General features: G+C 68.3%; 14 protein-coding genes. 5 read left to right on the top strand and 9 right to left on the bottom strand.

Annotated elements, in window-relative coordinates; genetic code table 11:
- The first annotated feature begins 21 nt into the window (after positions 1-21).
- Entirely contained in the window at positions 22-759 is a 738-nt protein-coding gene (gene folE, locus ACAH41_RS10830) for a GTP cyclohydrolase I (RefSeq protein WP_325656316.1), read from the top strand.
- A 6-nt stretch (positions 760-765) separates the two neighbouring features.
- A complete protein-coding gene (locus ACAH41_RS10825) occupies positions 766-1,191 on the top strand; it encodes a BLUF domain-containing protein (RefSeq protein ID WP_325656314.1) in 426 nt (141 codons plus the stop codon).
- Positions 1,192-1,207: 16 nt separating this feature from the next.
- On the opposite strand, the gene ACAH41_RS10820 is transcribed toward ACAH41_RS10825, so the two are convergent.
- From ACAH41_RS10820 to ACAH41_RS10800, 5 genes are read right to left on the bottom strand one after another with little or no spacing between them, the layout of a single operon-like run.
- Entirely contained in the window at positions 1,208-1,882 is a 675-nt protein-coding gene (locus ACAH41_RS10820; protein WP_325656312.1) for a LemA family protein, read from the bottom strand.
- Entirely contained in the window at positions 1,879-2,601 is a 723-nt protein-coding gene (queC, locus tag ACAH41_RS10815; protein ID WP_325656310.1) for a 7-cyano-7-deazaguanine synthase QueC, read from the bottom strand. Before queC ends, ACAH41_RS10820 begins: the two co-directional genes overlap by 4 nt.
- A 4-nt stretch (positions 2,602-2,605) precedes the next feature.
- On the bottom strand, positions 2,606-3,886 hold the full coding sequence (locus ACAH41_RS10810) for a glutamate-5-semialdehyde dehydrogenase (RefSeq protein WP_325656307.1): 1,281 nt from the start codon (positions 3,884-3,886) through the stop codon (positions 2,606-2,608).
- Between the two features lie 33 nt (positions 3,887-3,919).
- Positions 3,920-4,900: an AEC family transporter gene (locus ACAH41_RS10805; RefSeq protein WP_325656305.1), complete on the bottom strand. Its 981-nt coding sequence runs from the start codon at positions 4,898-4,900 to the stop codon at positions 3,920-3,922.
- Between the two features lie 10 nt (positions 4,901-4,910).
- The gene (locus ACAH41_RS10800) at positions 4,911-7,523 is read right to left on the bottom strand and encodes a DNA topoisomerase III (RefSeq protein WP_325656303.1); all 2,613 of its coding nucleotides are present in this window, start codon (positions 7,521-7,523) and stop codon (positions 4,911-4,913) included.
- 104 nt (positions 7,524-7,627) lie between these two features.
- Here ACAH41_RS10800 and ACAH41_RS10795 point away from each other — a divergent pair, with 104 nt between their 5' ends.
- The 3 genes from ACAH41_RS10795 to ACAH41_RS10785 are packed head-to-tail and all read left to right on the top strand — an operon-like array spanning position 7,628 to position 9,817.
- Positions 7,628-8,176 (top strand): SET domain-containing protein, encoded by a 549-nt coding sequence (locus ACAH41_RS10795; protein WP_370538286.1) that lies wholly within the window; start codon positions 7,628-7,630, stop codon positions 8,174-8,176.
- Positions 8,173-9,060, top strand: coding sequence for a biotin--[acetyl-CoA-carboxylase] ligase (locus ACAH41_RS10790; protein WP_325656299.1), 888 nt, complete (start codon positions 8,173-8,175; stop codon positions 9,058-9,060). Before ACAH41_RS10795 ends, ACAH41_RS10790 begins: the two co-directional genes overlap by 4 nt.
- Before the next feature lie 16 nt (positions 9,061-9,076).
- Positions 9,077-9,817, top strand: coding sequence for an SPOR domain-containing protein (locus tag ACAH41_RS10785; RefSeq protein ID WP_325656297.1), 741 nt, complete (start codon positions 9,077-9,079; stop codon positions 9,815-9,817).
- On the opposite strand, the gene ACAH41_RS10780 is transcribed toward ACAH41_RS10785, so the two are convergent.
- From ACAH41_RS10780 to tkt, 4 genes are all read right to left on the bottom strand, one after another.
- Positions 9,768-11,669, bottom strand: coding sequence for a S8 family serine peptidase (locus ACAH41_RS10780; RefSeq protein WP_370538285.1), 1,902 nt, complete (start codon positions 11,667-11,669; stop codon positions 9,768-9,770). The genes ACAH41_RS10785 and ACAH41_RS10780 overlap by 50 nt on opposite strands.
- Positions 11,670-11,841: 172 nt before the next feature.
- Entirely contained in the window at positions 11,842-14,136 is a 2,295-nt protein-coding gene (locus ACAH41_RS10775; RefSeq protein ID WP_325656293.1) for a S8 family serine peptidase, read from the bottom strand.
- 147 nt (positions 14,137-14,283) lie between these two features.
- A complete protein-coding gene (gene gap / locus ACAH41_RS10770) occupies positions 14,284-15,282 on the bottom strand; it encodes a type I glyceraldehyde-3-phosphate dehydrogenase (protein ID WP_325656289.1) in 999 nt (332 codons plus the stop codon).
- A gap of 75 nt (positions 15,283-15,357) precedes the next feature.
- Positions 15,358-17,418, bottom strand: coding sequence for a transketolase (gene tkt / locus ACAH41_RS10765; RefSeq protein ID WP_325656288.1), 2,061 nt, complete (start codon positions 17,416-17,418; stop codon positions 15,358-15,360).
- Positions 17,419-17,543 lie beyond the last annotated feature (125 nt).

Genomic DNA, 17,543 nt, shown 5'->3' with positions numbered 1-17,543 from the left:
AACCACGCAAGGACCCCCGGCATGGCCGAACCCAAGAGCCCGCGCGTTGGTGCGCCCATCCTGCAAGACGAAGCGCTGGCCGCGCTGCCGGTGTCCGAGCGGGTGCGCTATCGCCTGGTCCAGGCCAGGCGGCGCTACCACGCCAACGACAACATCGCCGACTTCCTGCGCGAGGGTGAACTGCAGGAACTGAAGGAGGAAGTGAGCGCCAAGATGGCCGAGGTGCTGAAGGCGCTGGTGATCGACACCGAGAGCGACCACAACACCCAGGACACCGCCCGCCGCGTGGCCAAGATGTACCTGGAGGAAGTCTTCCGTGGCCGCTACCAGCCGATGCCGCCGGTCACCGAATTCCCGAATGCCTCACGCTTGAACGAGCTGATGATCGTCGGCCCGATCACGGTGCGCTCGGCCTGCTCGCACCACATGTGCCCCATCCTCGGCAAGATCTGGGTGGGCGTGCTGCCGAATGAACACTCGAACCTGATCGGCCTGTCGAAATACGCCCGCATCGCCGACTGGATCATGACCCGGCCGCAGATCCAGGAGGAGGCGGTGATCATGCTGGCCGACGCCTTGCAGGAGCGCGTCAAGCCCGACGGGCTGGCCATCGTCATGGAAGCGGATCATTTCTGCATGCATTGGCGCGGCGTGAAAGACAATGACACGGCCATGACCAACAGCGTGATGCGGGGCGCGTTCCTGAAGGACCCGAACCTGCGGCGCGAATTCCTGTCCCTGTTGTCCAAGAAGAGGTGAACCCCGATGCTTGTGCGACTGATGTATGCCAGCCGGGCCACGGCAGAGATGGACCAGGAAGCGCTGACCAGCATCCTGCACCAGGCCCGGTCCACCAATCCGGCGCAAGGCATCACCGGTGCGCTGTGCTTTGCGCACGGCACCTTCGTGCAGACGCTGGAAGGCGGCCGCGACGCGGTCAACAAGCTGTACCACCGCATTGCGGTGGACCCGCGCCACAAGCAGGTCGTGCTGCTGAACTATGCCGAGATCGCCGAGCGGCATTTCGCCGGCTGGGCCATGGGCATGGTGAACCTGACCCGGTTGAATCCCGGCCTGCTGCTCAAGTACTCCGAAACCGCGACGCTGGACCCGTACACCGTGTCCGGCGCCGCGATGGCCGCGCTGTTCGACGAGATGGTCGCCACCGCGGCCATGATGGGCCAGGCCTGACGCGCCGCTGCCCGGGCTAGAGCCTGGCCGCGGCGCGAAAACCGAACAGGCGGGTCAGCAGCCGGGTCGGAAACTCGGTCAAGGCCTGGTTGTAGGCCGCTGCAGCGTCGCTGAAGGACTGCCGCGCATAGACCAGCCGCGCGGCCAGCTCGGTCAGCTGCTGGCGCGAGGCATGCACGCCGGGCTGCTCGTCCAGCGTCGGCTGCTGCTCCAGCAAGGCATGCAGCCGCGCCATCGGGGACGCCATGTCGCGCTCGGCCGCCACCCAGGCCGCCACCAGCGAAATGCGGTAAGGCCTGGGCCGCATGGCCAGGGCCGCCTGGCGCTGGCGCTCCTGCGCCTGCATCAGCACCTGCAGGCTGCCGGCCTCATCGGCCAGCGGCTCGCGCACAGCGGCGAGCAACATGTCCAGCGCAGCGGCGCGGCGCACCAGCAATTCGTCGATCTGCACCCAGGCCTGGCCCAGCGCATTGCGCAGGCGCATCAGCCGGTTGTAGGCCCCCACCATCCAGAAGGCGATCACCAGGATCAGCGCCAGCTCCAGCAGCCAACTGCCCACATGGCCCACATGCGTCAGCTGCAGCCAGTTCGGCCAGGCAGCGCTGGCTGCCGGCTCGCTGGCCGGATCCGATGCCGCCAACACGCCTTGCCAGGCCTCCGGTTCGAGCAGCGCCCGCCAGGCCGCCCTCATGTGGCCGCGCCCAGGCTGGCGCGCCAGGCGGCAAAGCCCTGGGCCCGCAACTCGCAGGCGGGGCACTGGCCACAGCCGTAGCCCCAGGCGTGGCGCTGGCTGCGGTCACCGAGGTAGCAGGTATGGGTGTGCTCGACGATCAACTCGTTCAGCCTCTCGCCGCCCAGTTGGTCGCTCAACTCCCAGGTCTGCGCCTTGGTCAGGAACATCAGCGGGGTTTCCAGCGTCATCGGCGTGTCCAGCCCCAGGCTGAGCGCGACCTGCATCGCCTTGAGCGTGTTGTCGCGGCAGTCCGGGTAGCCGGAGTAGTCCGTCTCGCACATGCCGCCGACCAGCACCGAGGCACCGCGCCGGTAGGCCAGCGCCGCGGCGAAGGTCAGGAACAGCAGGTTGCGGCCGGGCACGAAGGTATTGGGCAAGCCATTGGCCTGCAGCTCGATGGCGCGCGCATCGGTCAGCGCCGTGTCGGAGATCTGGCCCAGCAGCGCCAGGTCCAGCAGGTGATCGTCACCCAGCTTGGCGGCCCACTGCGGGAACTGCGCAGCGATCTCGCGCCGCACCACCTGCCGGCATTCGAGCTCCACCTTGTGGCGCTGGCCATAGTCGAAGCCCAGCGTCTCGACACGTGCAAAACGCGACAGCGCCCAGGCCAGGCAGGCAGTGGAATCCTGGCCGCCGGAAAACAGCACCAGGGCATGGCGGGAAGATGGCTCGCTCATGGCATCAAGTCCTGATTTCGCCCTGGCCCAGCACGACCCATTTCATCGACGTGAGGCCTTCGAGGCCCACCGGGCCGCGGGCGTGGAACTTGTCGGTCGAGATGCCGATTTCGGCCCCCAGGCCGTATTCGAAACCGTCGGCGAAACGGGTGCTGGCGTTGACCATCACGCTGGCCGAATCGACCTCGCGCAGGAAGCGCATCGCGTTCGGGTGGTTCGTCGTCAGGATCGTATCGGTGTGGTGCGAGCCGTGGCGGTTGATGTGGGCAATCGCCTCGTCCAGGCCCTGCACCACTTTCACGCTGATGACGGGCGCCAGGTATTCCTCGGCCCAGTCGGCCTCGGTCGCGTCGGCCAGCTTGGCGCCAGGAACGGCGGCGAGGATGGCTTTGGCCGCAGGGTCGCAACGCATCTCCACGCCCTTGGCCGCGAAGATCGCGCCGATCTGCGGCAGGAAGGCCGCGGCCGACGCCGCATGCACCAGCAGCGACTCGGCGGCATTGCACGGGCTGTACTTCTGCGTCTTGGCGTTGTCGGTCACGACCAATGCCTGTTCGAGGTCGACCTCGGCATCGACATACACATGGCAGTTGCCGTCCAGGTGCTTGATGACCGGTACCTTGGCCTCGGCGCTGATGCGCGCGATCAAGCCTTTGCCGCCGCGCGGGATGATCACGTCCACGTATTCAGGCATCGCAATCAGGCGGCCCACCGCGGCGCGGTCCGTCGTCTCGACCAGCTGCACGGCTTCGGGCGGCAGGCCGGCTTCGGAGAGCGCGCGCTGCACCAGCTGCCACAGCGCCAGGTTCGAATGAATGGCCTCCGAGCCGCCGCGCAGGATGCAGGCGTTGCCGCTCTTGATCGCCAGCGACGCGGCCTCGATGGTCACGTTCGGCCGGCTCTCGTAAATCATGCCGAACACGCCCAGCGGCACGCGCATCTGGCCCACGCTGATGCCGCTGGGCCGGCGCTTCACGCCGGTGATCTCGCCAACCGGGTCGGGCATCGCCGCCAGCTGTTCGCAGCCTTCGGCCACGGTGGCGACGACCTTGGGCGTCAGGCGCAGGCGGTCGACCATCGGCGCGGCCAGGCCGGCGGCCTCGGCTGCGGCGATGTCCTTGGCATTGGCCAAGGCCAGCGGCTCGCCGGCTTCGCGCAGCAGGCGGGCCAACGCGCTCAGCGCATCGTTTTTCACGCGGGTGCCGGCGCTGGCCATCGCGGTCGCGGCGGCGCGCGCCGCCACGCCCAGGTGGTCCATGTAGGCGGGAATGTCGTGCGGGGTCATGCCGGGATTATCCCCGGCCACGGCCGCTCGGGTTCAGCCCAGCCTGGCCAGCAGCGCCAGCCACAGCGGTGCGGTGCCGACAAAAGCCAGCGTGGACAGCACGTTGACCGCGGTGGTCTCGGCTTCCAGCGTGCGGTAGCGCTGGGCGAACATCATCGAGTTGCTGCCGGCCGGCAAGGCGGCCAGCAGCACCAGCACGGCCAGCGGCGTGCCGGTGAGGCCGAAGCCCCAGTGGGCGAGTCCCAGCACCAGCGCCGGCTGCAGCAGCAGCTTCAGCGCGCTGACGGCAATGGCACCGTCCAGACGCTTGGGCAGGCCCAGGTAGGCCAGCGACATGCCGATCAGCGTGAGGCACAGCGGCACCACGGCCGAGCCCAGCATGCGCAGCACTTCGTCCACCGCCTCGGGCAGCGGCCAGCCGGCGAGGTTCCAGGCGAGGCCCGCCAGCACGGGCAGCACAACCGGGTGGATGATGGCGTTGCGCAGCGTGCCGAGCAGCACGTGGCCGAGGTGGGCGTCGGCCTTGGCGTTCGCGCGCGCCAGGTCCAGCTCGACCAGCGTGGTGCAGACCAGCAGCAGGATCAGCGCGTGCACGCTGACCAGCGTCAGGTGCAGGCCCAGGCCGGCTTCGCCGAGCACGCCTGCGGCCAGCGGAATGCCGATCTGCACCGAGTTGCCGAAGGTCGCGGTGACGGCGCGCACCGCCGGCGCCGCGACGGCCAGGCCGCTGCGCTCGCGCCGCAGCCGCTGCACGCCGTAGACCGCCAGCATCAGCCCGGTCACCGGCACGAAAAACGCAGCCAGCATGGCCCAGGGCAGGTGCGCCAGGTCCACCCGGGCGGTGGTGCGGAAGAACAGCGCCGGTGCGAACAGGTAGAAGGCCGCGGCGGACAGGATGCGCGCCGGATCGTTGTCGGCCGTGCCTTCGCCCAGCCAGCGCAAGCGGCCGACGATCCAGCCCAGCGCCACCACCAGCACGATGGCCAGCAGCTTGTAGAGGATCGCCAGCGTCATGCCGCTGGCGTCATGCCTTGGCGGCGGCCTTCTTGGCCGGCGGCTTGGCCGCGCGCGGTTCAAACTCGAAGCTGACCTTGCCTTCCTTCTTGTCGTAGGCCAGGAAGGCCTTGAACTTGCGGCGGGTCTTGTTCGAGACGAAGTTCTCCAGCAGGTCGGTCTTGCCGGTGGTCAGCAGCTTGTGGACCTGCTCGCGCGAGACCGGCTGGGTCAGGATGACCTTGCCGGTCTTGAAGTCGCAGGTCACCGGCGCGCTGACCGCGTGTTCGCAGACGTAGTTGCTGCCGTGCTCGTAGACCTTGCCCTTGCACTTCGGGCAGGCGCCGAGCGGCTCCTGGTCGCTGAAGTCCACCGCTTCGCCTTCTTCGGCGGCCTTGGCGTCTTCGCCGAAATCGAACTCCAGCTTCCAGTTCCTGGTCTCGTCGTCGAAGGCCAGCTTCAGCTCGGCAGTGAACGGCCAGCCGGCCTTGGAGCGGAAGCCTTCCAGCGGACCGATCTTCTTGTCGGCCAGGAACTGCTCCACTTCGGCCAGCTCGAAGCTGCGGCCGCCGGGTATCTTGGTGATCGAGAACCCACATCCTTCTGAATCGCCAGAGGTACCTGTACAGGTGAAGCGGCGGTAGTTTTCCTTCACCACGCCGCCGCAGTTCGGGCAGGGGGTCTTCAGCGTCGCGTAGTCGCCGGGAATGGTGTCGCGGTCGTATTCCTTGGCCTTCTTGACGATGCGTTCGGCCATGTCGGCAATCGCCTTCATGAACTGTTCGCGCGAGAGCTTGCCCTGCTCCATCTCGGCCAGCTGGAATTCCCAGTTGCCGGTCAGCTCGGGCTTGGTCAGGTCTTCCACGCCCAGGCCGCGCAGCAGCGTCATCAGCTGGAAGGCCTTGGCGGTGGGCACCAGCTCGCGGCCCTCGCGCAGCATGTACTTTTCCAGGATCAGGCCTTCGATGGTCTGCGCGCGCGTGGCTGGCGTGCCCAGGCCCTTCTCGGCCATGGCTTCGCGCAGCTCGTCGTCGTCGATCATCTTGCCTGCCCCTTCCATCGCGCTCAGCAGCGTGGCTTCGGTGTAGCGCGCCGGCGGCTTGGTGCGCTGCGCGAGCAGGTTCACGCCTTCGTTGCTGACCGTCTCGCCCGGCTGCACTGCCACCAGGTTCGCATCCTCGTCCTGCGCTTCCTTGCCATAGACGGCCAGCCAGCCCGGGTTCACCAGCACCTTGCCGTTGGTCTGGAACGCATGCTCAGGGCCGGCGGCGGTCTTGACCTTGGTGATGCGGGTCGTGACCATGTATTCGGCCGCCGGGTAGAAGACCGCGAGGAAGCGCTTGACGACCATGTCGTAGAGCTTGGCCTCGGCCTCGGTCAACGCCTTCGGGGCCTGCAGCGTCGGGATGATGGCAAAGTGGTCCGAGACCTTGGTGTTGTCGAACACCCGCTTGAGCGGCTTGACGTAGCCTTCCTTCAAGCCCTTCCTCGCATGCTGGGCCAGCGCCTGCAGCGGGCCGGGCAGGTCCTCGGTGGCGATCATCTGGAAGGTTTCCTTGACCACCGGCACATAGTCCTCGGGCAGGTAGCGCGAGTCGGTCCGCGGATAGGTCAGCACCTTGTGCTTTTCATACAGCGCCTGCGCCAGGCCCAGCGTGGTCTTGGCGCTGAAGCCGAAGCGCGAGTTGGCCTCGCGCTGCAGCGTGGTCAGGTCGTACAGGCCCGGGCTGCTCTGGGTGCTGGGCTTGGCCTCTTCGGTGACCACGCCGGGCAGGCCGCGCACCGCATCGGCAATCGCCTTGGCCTCGGCTTCGTTCCAGAGCCGGTCTGGCCGGCGGTCGGAGACAGGGATCTCGGCCAGCGCGCCGCCACCGGCGGGGTCGTCCTTCTTGTACTTGGGGTCGAACCACTTGCCTTCGTAGTCGCCGGCGGCGGCACCGAAGCCGGCCTTGATTTCCCAGTAGTCGCGCGCCACGTGCTTGCGGATCTTCTCTTCGCGCTCCACCACGATGGACAGCGTGGGCGTCTGCACCCGGCCGACCGTCGTCAGGAAGAAGCCGCCGTCGCGCGAGTTGAAGGCCGTCATCGCGCGCGTGCCGTTGATGCCGACCAGCCAGTCGGCCTCGGAGCGGCTGCGCGCGGCGTCGGCCAGGCCCATCATCTGCTGGTCGGAGCGCAGCTTGTCGAAGCCGTCGCGGATGGCCTGCGGCGTCATGCTCTGCAGCCACAGGCGCTGGATGGGCTTGTTGATCGGCGCCTTGGCGGTGCCGGCGTACTGCACGATGAGCCGGAAGATCAGCTCGCCCTCGCGGCCCGCGTCGCAGGCATTGATCAGCGAAGTCACGTCCTTGCGCTTGACCAGCTTGACGACGGCCTGCAGCCTGGCCTTGGCCTTGTCGATCGGCGCCAGGTCGAAATGCGGCGGCACGACCGGCAGGTTGGCAAAGCTCCACTTGCCACGCTTGACGTCGTATTCCTCCGGTGCCTTGATTTCCACCAGGTGGCCAACCGCCGAGGTCACGACGTACTGCTCGTTCTCGAAGTGGTCGGCGGCTTTTTCGAACTTGCCGGAGACGGGCGTCAGCGCGCGCACGATGTCCTGCGCGACGCTGGGCTTTTCCGCAATGATCAGTGACTTGCTCATGTGTTCTTCGATTTCCACTCGGGCCGGATTCGGCCGTGCCTACAATCCGGCGACTCGCGCGCCTGTGTGTACATGCGTATGCACGTGTACACGCGCGCACGCCCATGATTCCAATGTACCCAATGAAGCCTCGCACGCAAGCCAAGCCCGCCAACAACCCTGTCGCCAAGACCAAGGCCAAGCCGGACGGGCGGCGCATCCAGGTCCGCCGCAGTGGTGTGCACGGCAAAGGGGTCTTCGCGTTGCAGCCCATTGAACCGGGCGAGCGCCTGATCGAATACACCGGCCAGGTGATCGACTGGCCCGAGGCGCTGCGCCGCCACCCGCACGACCCGTTCAACCCCGAGCACACCTTCTACTTCCAGATCGAAGGCGGCAACGTGATCGACGCGCTGTACGGCGGCAACGCCGCGCGCTGGATCAACCATGCCTGCGACCCGAACTGCGAGGCCGACGAGCAGGATGGCCGCGTCTTCATCAAGGCCTTGCGGCCGATCGCGCCGGGCGAAGAGCTGTTCTACGACTACGGCCTGACCATCGACGAGCGCTACACCCCGAAGCTGAAAAAACGCTACGAGTGCCGCTGCGGCGCAGCCGATTGCCGTGGCACGATGTTGAGCCCGAAGACGCGCCAGAAGGCGTCCCGCCCATGACCGATGCCCCGCTGATCCCGCCGCCTCCTGCGCCCAACCCGGCCGACCGCCACAGCCTGTGGGGCATCCACGCGCTGTGGGAACAGCTGCTGCCCATGCTGCCCGAGCTGTCGATCGAGGTGGTGGACCACATCGAGTCGACCAACCAGGCACTGATGGACCGGCTGCGCCACGCTGCACTGAAGGCCCAGGGCCGTGAACTGCGGGCCGACGACCTGGCGCCCTCGCTGCTGGTTGCCGTGCAGCAGACCCAGGGCAAGGGCCGGCTGGGCCGCAGCTGGGAATCGGCGCCCGGCAGCTCGCTGACCTTTTCGCTCAGCCTGCCGATCCACCGCGCCGACTGGTCCGGCCTGTCGCTGGCGGTGGGCGTGGCGGCGGCCGAGGCACTGGACGCTGGCGGACAGGAGATCGGCCTGAAGTGGCCCAACGACCTGTGGCGCGTGGACGCACCGGGCCGCGGCCGCAAGCTGGGCGGCGTGCTGATCGAGGCCCTGCAGGTGGGAGAACAGCGCTTTGCCGTGATCGGCATCGGCATCAACCTGAGGCCGCTGCACCTGCCGCAAAACGTGCCGGACGCGATTGCCTCGGTCAGCGAATTCGAGGCCGAGCTGTCGGCCCCCCAGGCGCTCGCGCGCATCTGTCCCAGGCTGGCGCAACGGCTGCTGGACTTCGAACGTGACGGCTTTGCCGGCATCTCGGCCGCCTACGCCCAACGCGACCTGCTGCGCGGCCATGCGGTGAGCACCACCGACGCCGCATGCCCCGAAGGCGAATCGCTGGGCGTGGCCGAGGACGGCGCGCTGCTGGTGCGCTGCCAGGGCGAGGTGCAGCGCATCGTCAGCGGCGAGGTGAGCGTGCGTCCGCTGGCCGCGCCGGCACGCTGAAGCGCCCGCCCCGCCGATGTTGCGCTGGCTGCTGGTCCTGCTCGTCGTGGCCAACCTGGCCGTCTGGGCCTGGACCCAACCGCTGATCGCCGAGAAGCTGGGCCTGCATGCGCTGGACCCACAGCGCGAGCCCGAACGGCTGGCGCGCCAGGTCAACCCGCAAGCATTGCAGCTGCTGTCCAACGGCGCAGCTTCGGCACCGGCAAGCGCTGCGTCAACGGCGGCCGAAACAACTGCTGCGTCAGCGGCCACCATCGCCAGTGAACCGGCCAGCGCCAGCGCGGTGCCAACTGCCGCGGCAGGCGCTGCCTGCCTGCAGGCCGGCCCGCTGAGCGACCAGGCTTATGGCGAGATGACGCGCCAGCTGCAGCAACTCGGGCTGCGCAGCGACGGCTGGGTCGACATCCGGCGCGAGCTGCCCGGCCGCTGGGCGGTCTACATGGGACGGTTTGCCGACGCCGATGCGCTGCAGAAGAAGCTGGAGGAAGTGCGCCGGCTGCGCTTGCCGCACGAGGAACTGGTCAACCACGCCTCGCTGAGCCCGGGGCTGACGCTGGGCCAGTTCAACACCCAGCCCGAAGCCGAGGCCCGGCTGAACCAGTTGCAGCAGCGCGGCGTGCGCACCGCACGCGTGGTCGCGCTGATCGAACCCGTCGTCCAGCACCAGCTGCGCGTGGAGACGCTGACGGCCGAGCAGGCCGGCAAGCTCAGGACTCAGAAGGCGGCGGCGCCCTGGAGCGCTTGCGCGCCGGCTTGAGCCGCTGCCCCAGCGCCTGCAACAGCAGCAGTGTCGCGAGCGCTGCCAGTTCGAGCCCGTCCAACGAACCGCCACCGGCCGATGAACTGCCAGCGCTGTTGCCGGTGCCGCCACTGGTCGCGCCGTCTTCGCTGGTCGCGGCCTCGCGGTCCTGGCCCAGCGCCGCCGCGGCGCGCAGCTCGCTGGTGTCGATCTGCACCGCGGCCCAGTTCGGGGCCTGGTAGGCCTGTGACTGCGTGGTGAGCTGCGCATAGCGCAGCGCCTGGTCGGCATCCAGGATGCCGGCGCCGCAGGTGGCGGTGGTGCAGACGCAGCGGCCAGGATTGGCTGCGCTGCAAACCGACATCAGCGACGAGGCCACGTGCGGTCTGGCGCTGGCGCTCAGGCCTTGCAGCAGCCCGGCTGCATCCAGCGTTGGCGCGAGCGACAGCATCTGCGCCGCCACACCCGCCACCACCGGGGCCGCAAAACTGGTACCGGTGTGCCGGCCGTAGCCGGGCAGGCCAGGCGTGGTGCTGCCGCTGTTGCCCAGCGTCAGCAGCCCGCCGTCGGCCAGCAGCGAACCCCATCGGCCGCTGGTGTCGTCGCCACCCACCGTGGCCAGCGCCAAAGCGCTGCCGAAGTTCGAATAGCTGGCCTTGAAGCCATCGCGGTTCAGCGCGGCCACGCCCAGCACGTGCTGGCAGTTGGCCGGCCGGCTGGGGCTGGCGTGGTCGTTGCCGCCAGCGGCCACCACCAGCACGCCCAGTGCCCAGAGTTCGTCGATGGCGCCCTGGTAGGCCGCGTTGCAGGCCGAGGCACCGCCGAAGCTGATGTTGACGACACGCGCTGGCGTCGGGTTGACCGGCGCCCATTCGGCGCAACCGCTGGCCGTGTTGCCATCGGTCCAGCGTTTGCAGACCTGCAGGCCGGCGGCCCAGCGCATGCCGTCGACGATGTCGCTGACGGTCGCGCCGCACTTGCCGGCCACGCGCACCGGCAGGATGCGCACGCCCCAGTTCAGCCCGGCCACGCCCAGCGCGTTGTTGCTGCTCGCGGCAATGATGCCGGTCACCGTCGTGCCGTGCCAGCTGCTGCCTTGCAGGCTGCAGCTGCCGAAGCGGCCGGCGTCGGCCGATTGGTCCGCGCTGTCGACCCAGTCGCCCGGGTCGGCCGGATCGGCGTCGCGGCCGTCGCCGTCATTGGCATAGCCGCGGCCGGCGCTGGCGTCCCAGTCCGAGACCATGTCGTAGCCAGGCAGCAAGCGGGCGCTGTCGAATTCGGGATGGGCCGTGAGGCCGGTGTCCAGCACGGCGATCACCGGGCCGGCGTCGCCGGTGCTGCGTGACCAGGCGGTCTGCACGCCTGGCACGCCGCGCAGTCGGGCTGCGAGCGGCAGGCTGTTGCTGCCGCTGACGGGCTGCAGCCACCACTGCTGGTCCTGGCCGGCGAACAAGGGATCGTCCGGCACGGCCGGCTCGCTTTGCAGGCGCGGCTCCAAGGTGTCCGGCACGACCCAGGCTACCTCGGGCCGGGCGGCCAGCAAGGTTTGCCAGCGCGCCAGCGTGGCCGCGTCAGGGGGGGTGTCCCAGCGCAGGCGCTGCGCCGCGCGGCCCACCGGCTGCAGGCTGGGCGCACTGGCCTGCCGCGTCAGCCCGGTCGCGCCCATCAGCCTGGCCCAGCGCAGGCCATCGGCGCGCTTGAGTTCGGCCGCGCTCGGCCCCCCAGCCGAGTTGGCGACCTGGGCATCCGGCGCGTCCAGCATCGCCTGGTGCGCAGGCGCGTCGCGCAACTGCACGATCAGACCGCGCACGATCAAGCCGCGCACCGGCAGCGCCGTGTTGGCGGCTTGCGACCCCGCAGACAAACCCATCAGCAGCAACCCGGCCAGGGCCCAGCCCGCCGCACAGCGTCGACTTCCACTCATGCACAACCCCGACATCGTGTTTTTTGACAGATGTCGGGATATCGGCCGGCTGAAGCCAAAACAAAGGGGCGGCGCGACCTGCCCGGCCGCACCGCCCCTTCAACAGGACTTTGTTGGCTCAGCGGCCCGCGCGTCGGCGCGGCAGGGCGAGGCCGATCAGCAGCAGCAGCGCGGCCCAGACGGGCGAGCCGGCAGCGCCACCGCCGCCACCACCACCACCGGACGAGCTGGCCTTGGCAAAGGTCACCGTGCGGGTGGTGGTGCCCGTGAGGCCATTGCTGTCGGTCACCGTCAGCTGCACCGTGACGGAGCCGACGGCATTGCCTTGCAGGTCCACCTGGGCGCCGGTGCTGCCCTGCAGCGTGGCGATGGTCGAACCACCGACCAGCGACCAGGCATACGACACGATGGTTGCGCTGCCTGCAGCGGCAGAACCCGTGCCGCTCAGCGTCACCGCATCGCCCACTTCGGGGCTGCCGATGTCGACGGCGATGGCCGCCGCCGGCGCCACCGCGGACACCGCCAGCGTCTGCGCAGCCGCGGCCGACGAAGCGCCGGAGCTGTCGGTCACCGTCAGCTGCACCGTGGTTTCCCCCTCATCCAGCGCCGTCAAGGTGACGCTGGCATTGCTTGACGTGGTGGCCAGCGCCTGCGCACGGCCGGTGGCCGAGGCGATGCTCGCCGATCCGCCGGTGACCTGCCACAGATAGGTCTGAATGGTGCGGCCGGCGGGCAGCAGGCTGCTGCCCGCGGTCAGCGTCACGGTCGAGCCCATGGCCGCCGACACGGCGGACGGCGACATCACGGCCACCGGCTGCGAGTTCGCATTCTGGGCGGCCACCACGGCCGCGCCGGCGTCCAACATGCCGGCGCCGCAGGTACCGGTCGTGCAGGTGCATTCGGTCTGCTCGGTCGAGGTTGGCTGCGTGCAGGCCGCCACGCCGCTGTCAGCGGTGGTCGGGAAGGTCCTCGCCGAACTGCGGATCAGCGAGCGGATCGCTGCCGGCGTCAGACTGGGGTTGATGGACACCATCAATGCCGCGGTGCCTGCCACCAGCGGTGCCGAGAAGCTGGTGCCCAGCGCGTAGTTGATGGCGTCGGAATAGGTGTTGGTGCCCGGACCCTGCGTGCCCGAATTGGTCGTACTGAGCATCGAATACAGGCAGGCGCCGGACGCGTTGACGCAGTTGCCTGCCGGTGCGGCAATCGACACTTCCGGCCCCAGGTCCGAGAAGCCGGACTTGGTGCCGGCGTGCCGCAGGCCGGCGACGGCGATCACGCCCGCGCAGTTGGCTGGCGTGCCGACGGCCAGGCCGTCATTGCCCGCGGCGACCACGATGGTGGCGCCTTTGGCAGTGACGTCGGCAATCGCGTCTTCATAGGCGGCAGTGCAGCTGCCGGAGCTGCCCAGGCTCATGTTGATCACCTTGGCAGGATGCGTGTTGTCCGCCACACCGCTGACCGAGATGCCGGCGGCCCAGCGCATCGCGTCGATGATGTCCGAGTCGTAGCCGCCACACTTGCCCAGCACACGCAGCGGCAACAGCAGCACATTCGGCGCCATGCCAGCCATGCCGGTCGCATTGTTGGTCGCAGCCCCGATCAGACCAGCGGTCTGGGTACCGTGCCACGAACTGTTTTCGGCGCCGCAGCCCTTGAAGGTGCCCGAAGCGTCTTCCGCCGAGGTGATCCAGTCGCCAGGGTCGCTGGGGTCGCTGTCGCGGCCACCGCCATCGTTGGCCGTGGCCGTGTCGCTGACGAAGTCGTAGCCGCTCAGCAGCTTGCCGGCAAAGTCTGGGTGGTCCGGGCGAATCCCGGTGTCCAGCACCGCCACGACGACGCTGCTGCTGCCTTGCGTGAGCGCCCACGCGTTTTCGGCGTTCACGGAAGATTTGACGGTGCTGTCCGGTGCGTGCAGGTACCACTGCCCGGCGGCCAGCGAATTGACATTGGACGACAGGCCGCTGGGGTACAGCGGATCGTTCGGTGCGGCCAGCACGCGGCGGCGCCCGTCCACCACGGCCCATTCGACTTCCGAGTCCGCCGCCAGCCTGGCCGCCAGCGCCTGGCTGCCCATCGCGCTCGAGGTCATGATCTGCATGCGATCACTCATCACACGGCCGTCGGCCAGCGACGCGATGCCCAGGCGCGTGGCCAGCGTGGAGGCGGCCTGCGGGCCCGCCTTGGCCGTCGCATTGGCCGAGAGAATGTTGCTGCGCGACAGCACGCCGGCACCGCTCTTGAACTTGACGATCACCCGCCCGGTGTCTGCCAGCGCCGCAGCGCCGACGCCGCGCGGCACGCCTTGCTCGGCCGCCTGGGCCGGCAGCGCCGCAACCGTCGCCAGCAGCACCGCCGCAGAGCAGGCCAGCCAGGCCTTGTGTGTCCAGTTCGTCCAACCCGTGTGGTTCATGGCAGTCATCCGGCTAAGGGCAGCAGCGTGCCGCGGCAAAAGAGGGTGAAGTCTAGACGTTTCGAAGTAAACGACTCGTTGCTGATTGCGTCTGCAGCGCCCGCAAAAAAGCCCCTCGGAAGGGGCTTTTTGCGATTGCCTGAAATATCAGGCCACCACGCGGACCATTTCGAGGCACTTGTTCGAGTAGCCCCATTCGTTGTCGTACCAGGCCACAACCTTGACGAAGGTCTTGTCCAGCGCGATGCCGGCGTCGGCGTCGAAGACCGAGGTCATCGGCTCGCCGCGGAAGTCGGTCGAGACGACCTTGTCCTCGGTGTAGCCGAGCACGCCCTTCATCGCGCCTTGCGACGCGGCCTTCATCGCGTTGCAGATGTCTTCGTAGCTGGCTTCCTTGACCAGCTCGACGGTCAGGTCGATCACCGAGACGTCGGAAGTCGGCACGCGGAAGGACATGCCGGTCAGCTTCTTGTTCAGCTCAGGGATCACCACGCCCACGGCCTTGGCAGCGCCGGTGCTCGACGGGATGATGTTTTCCAGGATGCCGCGGCCACCGCGCCAGTCCTTGTTCGACGGGCCGTCCACGGTCTTCTGCGTGGCGGTGGTGGCGTGCACCGTGGTCATCAGGCCGCGCTTGATGCCGAAGGCGTCGTTCAACACCTTGGCGACCGGCGCCAGGCAGTTGGTGGTGCACGAGGCGTTCGAGATGATGGCCTGGCCGGCGTAGGTCTTGTCGTTCACGCCGTAGACGAACATCGGCGTGTCGTCCTTCGAAGGCGCCGACAGGATGACCTTCTTCGCGCCGGCCTTCAGGTGGGCCTCGGCGGTTTCCTTGGTCAGGAACAGGCCGGTGGATTCGATGATGACGTCGGCACCGATCTCGTCCCACTTCAGCTCAGCCGGGTTCTTCACCGCAGTCAGGCGGATCTTCTTGCCGTTGACGATCAGCGTGTTGCCGTCGACCGCGACCTCGCCCTTGAAGCGGCCATGCACGCTGTCGTGCTTCAGCATGTAGGCCAGATAGTCCGGCTCCAGCAGATCGTTGATGGCGACGATTTCGATGTCACTGGCGAAGTTCTGCACCGCAGCGCGGAACACCATGCGGCCGATGCGGCCGAAGCCGTTGATACCTACCTTGATGGTCATGAGAGTCTCCTGGTCTGATGAAAAGCCGTGAAGGAAACGAGAGGGAAAAGAAAGGAATGCGGGATCTTGACCGGCTTACTTGCCCAGCACCTTGCGCACCGTCAGCGCGACGTTTTCGGGCGTGAAGCCGAACAGCTTGAACAGCACACCGGCCGGGGCGGATTCGCCGAAGCGGTCCAGGCCCACAACCGCGGCGCAGCCGTACTTCCACCAGCCGTCGGTCACGCCAGCTTCGATGGCGATGCGCGGCAGCTTGGCCGGCAGCACCGAGAGCTTGTAGGCCATGGGCTGGCGGTCGAACACGGTGGTGGAGGGCATGGACACCACGCGCACCGCGATCTTGGCCTTGGCCAGTTCGGCCTGCGCGGCCATCGCCAGCTGGACTTCGGAGCCGGTGGCGATGATGACGGCCTGGGCGGCCTTCTTCATGCCGATGTCGGACGGCTCGGACAGCACATAGGCGCCCTGGGTGATGACGTCGGCATCGACCTTCTGCGTGTACTGCAGGTTCTGGCGCGACAGCAGCAGCGCGCTCGGGCGGTGCTTGTTGGCCAGCGCCATGGTCCACGCGACAGCCGTTTCCATCGTGTCGGCCGGGCGCCAGACGTCCAGGTTCGGGATCAGGCGAAGGCTGGCCGCGTGTTCGACGGACTGGTGGGTCGGGCCGTCTTCGCCCAGGCCGATGGAGTCGTGCGTGAACACATGCACCACGCGCAGCTTCATCAGCGCGGCCATGCGGATGGCGTTGCGGCTGTAGTCGCTGAAGGTCAGGAAGGTGCCGCCGTAGGGGATGTAGCCGCCATGCAGCGCCACGCCATTCATGATGGCGGCCATGCCGAACTCGCGCACGCCGTAGTTGATGTGGCGGCCGAGCTGGCCCAGCTCGTTGCGGGCCGGCTCGCCATCCTTGCCGAAGCGCAGCGCGGGTGTGCTCTTGGTGTTGGTGAGGTTCGAGCCGGTCAGGTCGGCCGAACCGCCCAGCAGCTCGGGCAGCGCGGCGGTGAAGAATTCCAGCGCGATCTGGCTGGCCTTGCGGCTGGCCACCGTTTCGGCCTTGTCGTGGGCAGAGGCCACGGCGTCAACCGCGATCTCGGCGAAGTTCTCCGGCAGCTCGCCGGCCATGCGGCGGGTGAACGCGGCAGCGGCTTCTGGGTAGGCTGCGGCGTAGGCGGCGAAACGCGCGTCCCACTGGGCATTGGCCGCGGCACCGGTTTCGGTGGCGTCCCAGGCGGCGCGCACGTCTTCCGGCACGCTGAACGGTTCGTGTGGCCAGCCCAGCGCTTCACGGGTCAGTTTGATCTCGTCGCCACCCAGCGGTTCGCCGTGGGCCTTCGCGGTACCGGCGCGGTTGGGCGAGCCCTTGCCGATGGCGGTCTTGCAGATGACCAGCGTGGGCTTGTCGCTGCTGGCCTTGGCGGTGGCAATCGCCTTGTCGACCGCGCCGACGTCGTGGCCGTCCACCGGGCCGACGACGTTCCAGCCGCAGGCCTTGAAGCGCTGGGCGGTGTTGTCGATGAACCAGGGCGCGACCGGGCCGTCGATCGAGATGCCGTTGTCGTCGTACAGCGCCACCAGCTTGTTCAGCTTCCAGGCGCCGGCCAGCGCCACGGCCTCGTGGCTGATGCCCTCCATCAGGCAGCCATCACCCATGAAGACATAGGTCTGGTGGTCGACGATCTTGAGGTCGTCCTTGTTGAACTCGGCCGCCAGCAGCTTTTCGGCCAGCGCCATGCCCACCGCGTTGGTGATGCCCTGGCCCAGCGGCCCGGTGGTGGTTTCCACGCCCGGCGTCACGTCGACTTCCGGGTGGCCCGGGGTCAGGCTGTGCAGCTGGCGGAAGTTCTTCAGTTCGCTGATGGGCAGCGCGTAGCCGGTCAGGTTCAGCAGCGCGTACAGCAGCATCGAGCCGTGGCCGTTGGACAGCACGAAACGGTCGCGGTCGGCCCACTTCGGCGCCTTCGGGTTGTGCTTCAAGTGGCGGCCCCACAGGGCCTGGGCCATCTCGGCCATGCCCATCGGCGCGCCGGGGTGGCCGGAATTGGCCTGCTGCACCGCGTCCATCGCCAGCGCGCGGATCGCGTTGGCCATCTGGGGGTGCTCGGTACGGGCGCTGGCGGGGGAGGTGTCGAGGGGCATGCTGGGTCCGTGTCGGGGGAAGGGCCGGGGAAATGCAAGGAGCGCCGGGGTCAGCGGCGGGCCATTTGGCGCCTTGGTGAGCGCACTGCTGGGCCTGGAAACGACGCGGTGGACTCCCGATTTGA

The sequence above is a fragment of the Ideonella sp. genome, assembly GCF_041287625.1.
GTDB lineage: Bacteria > Pseudomonadota > Gammaproteobacteria > Burkholderiales > Burkholderiaceae_C > Ideonella.
The sequence above is the reverse complement of the archived record's forward strand: the minus strand, read 5'-3'. Positions and strand labels throughout refer to the sequence as shown.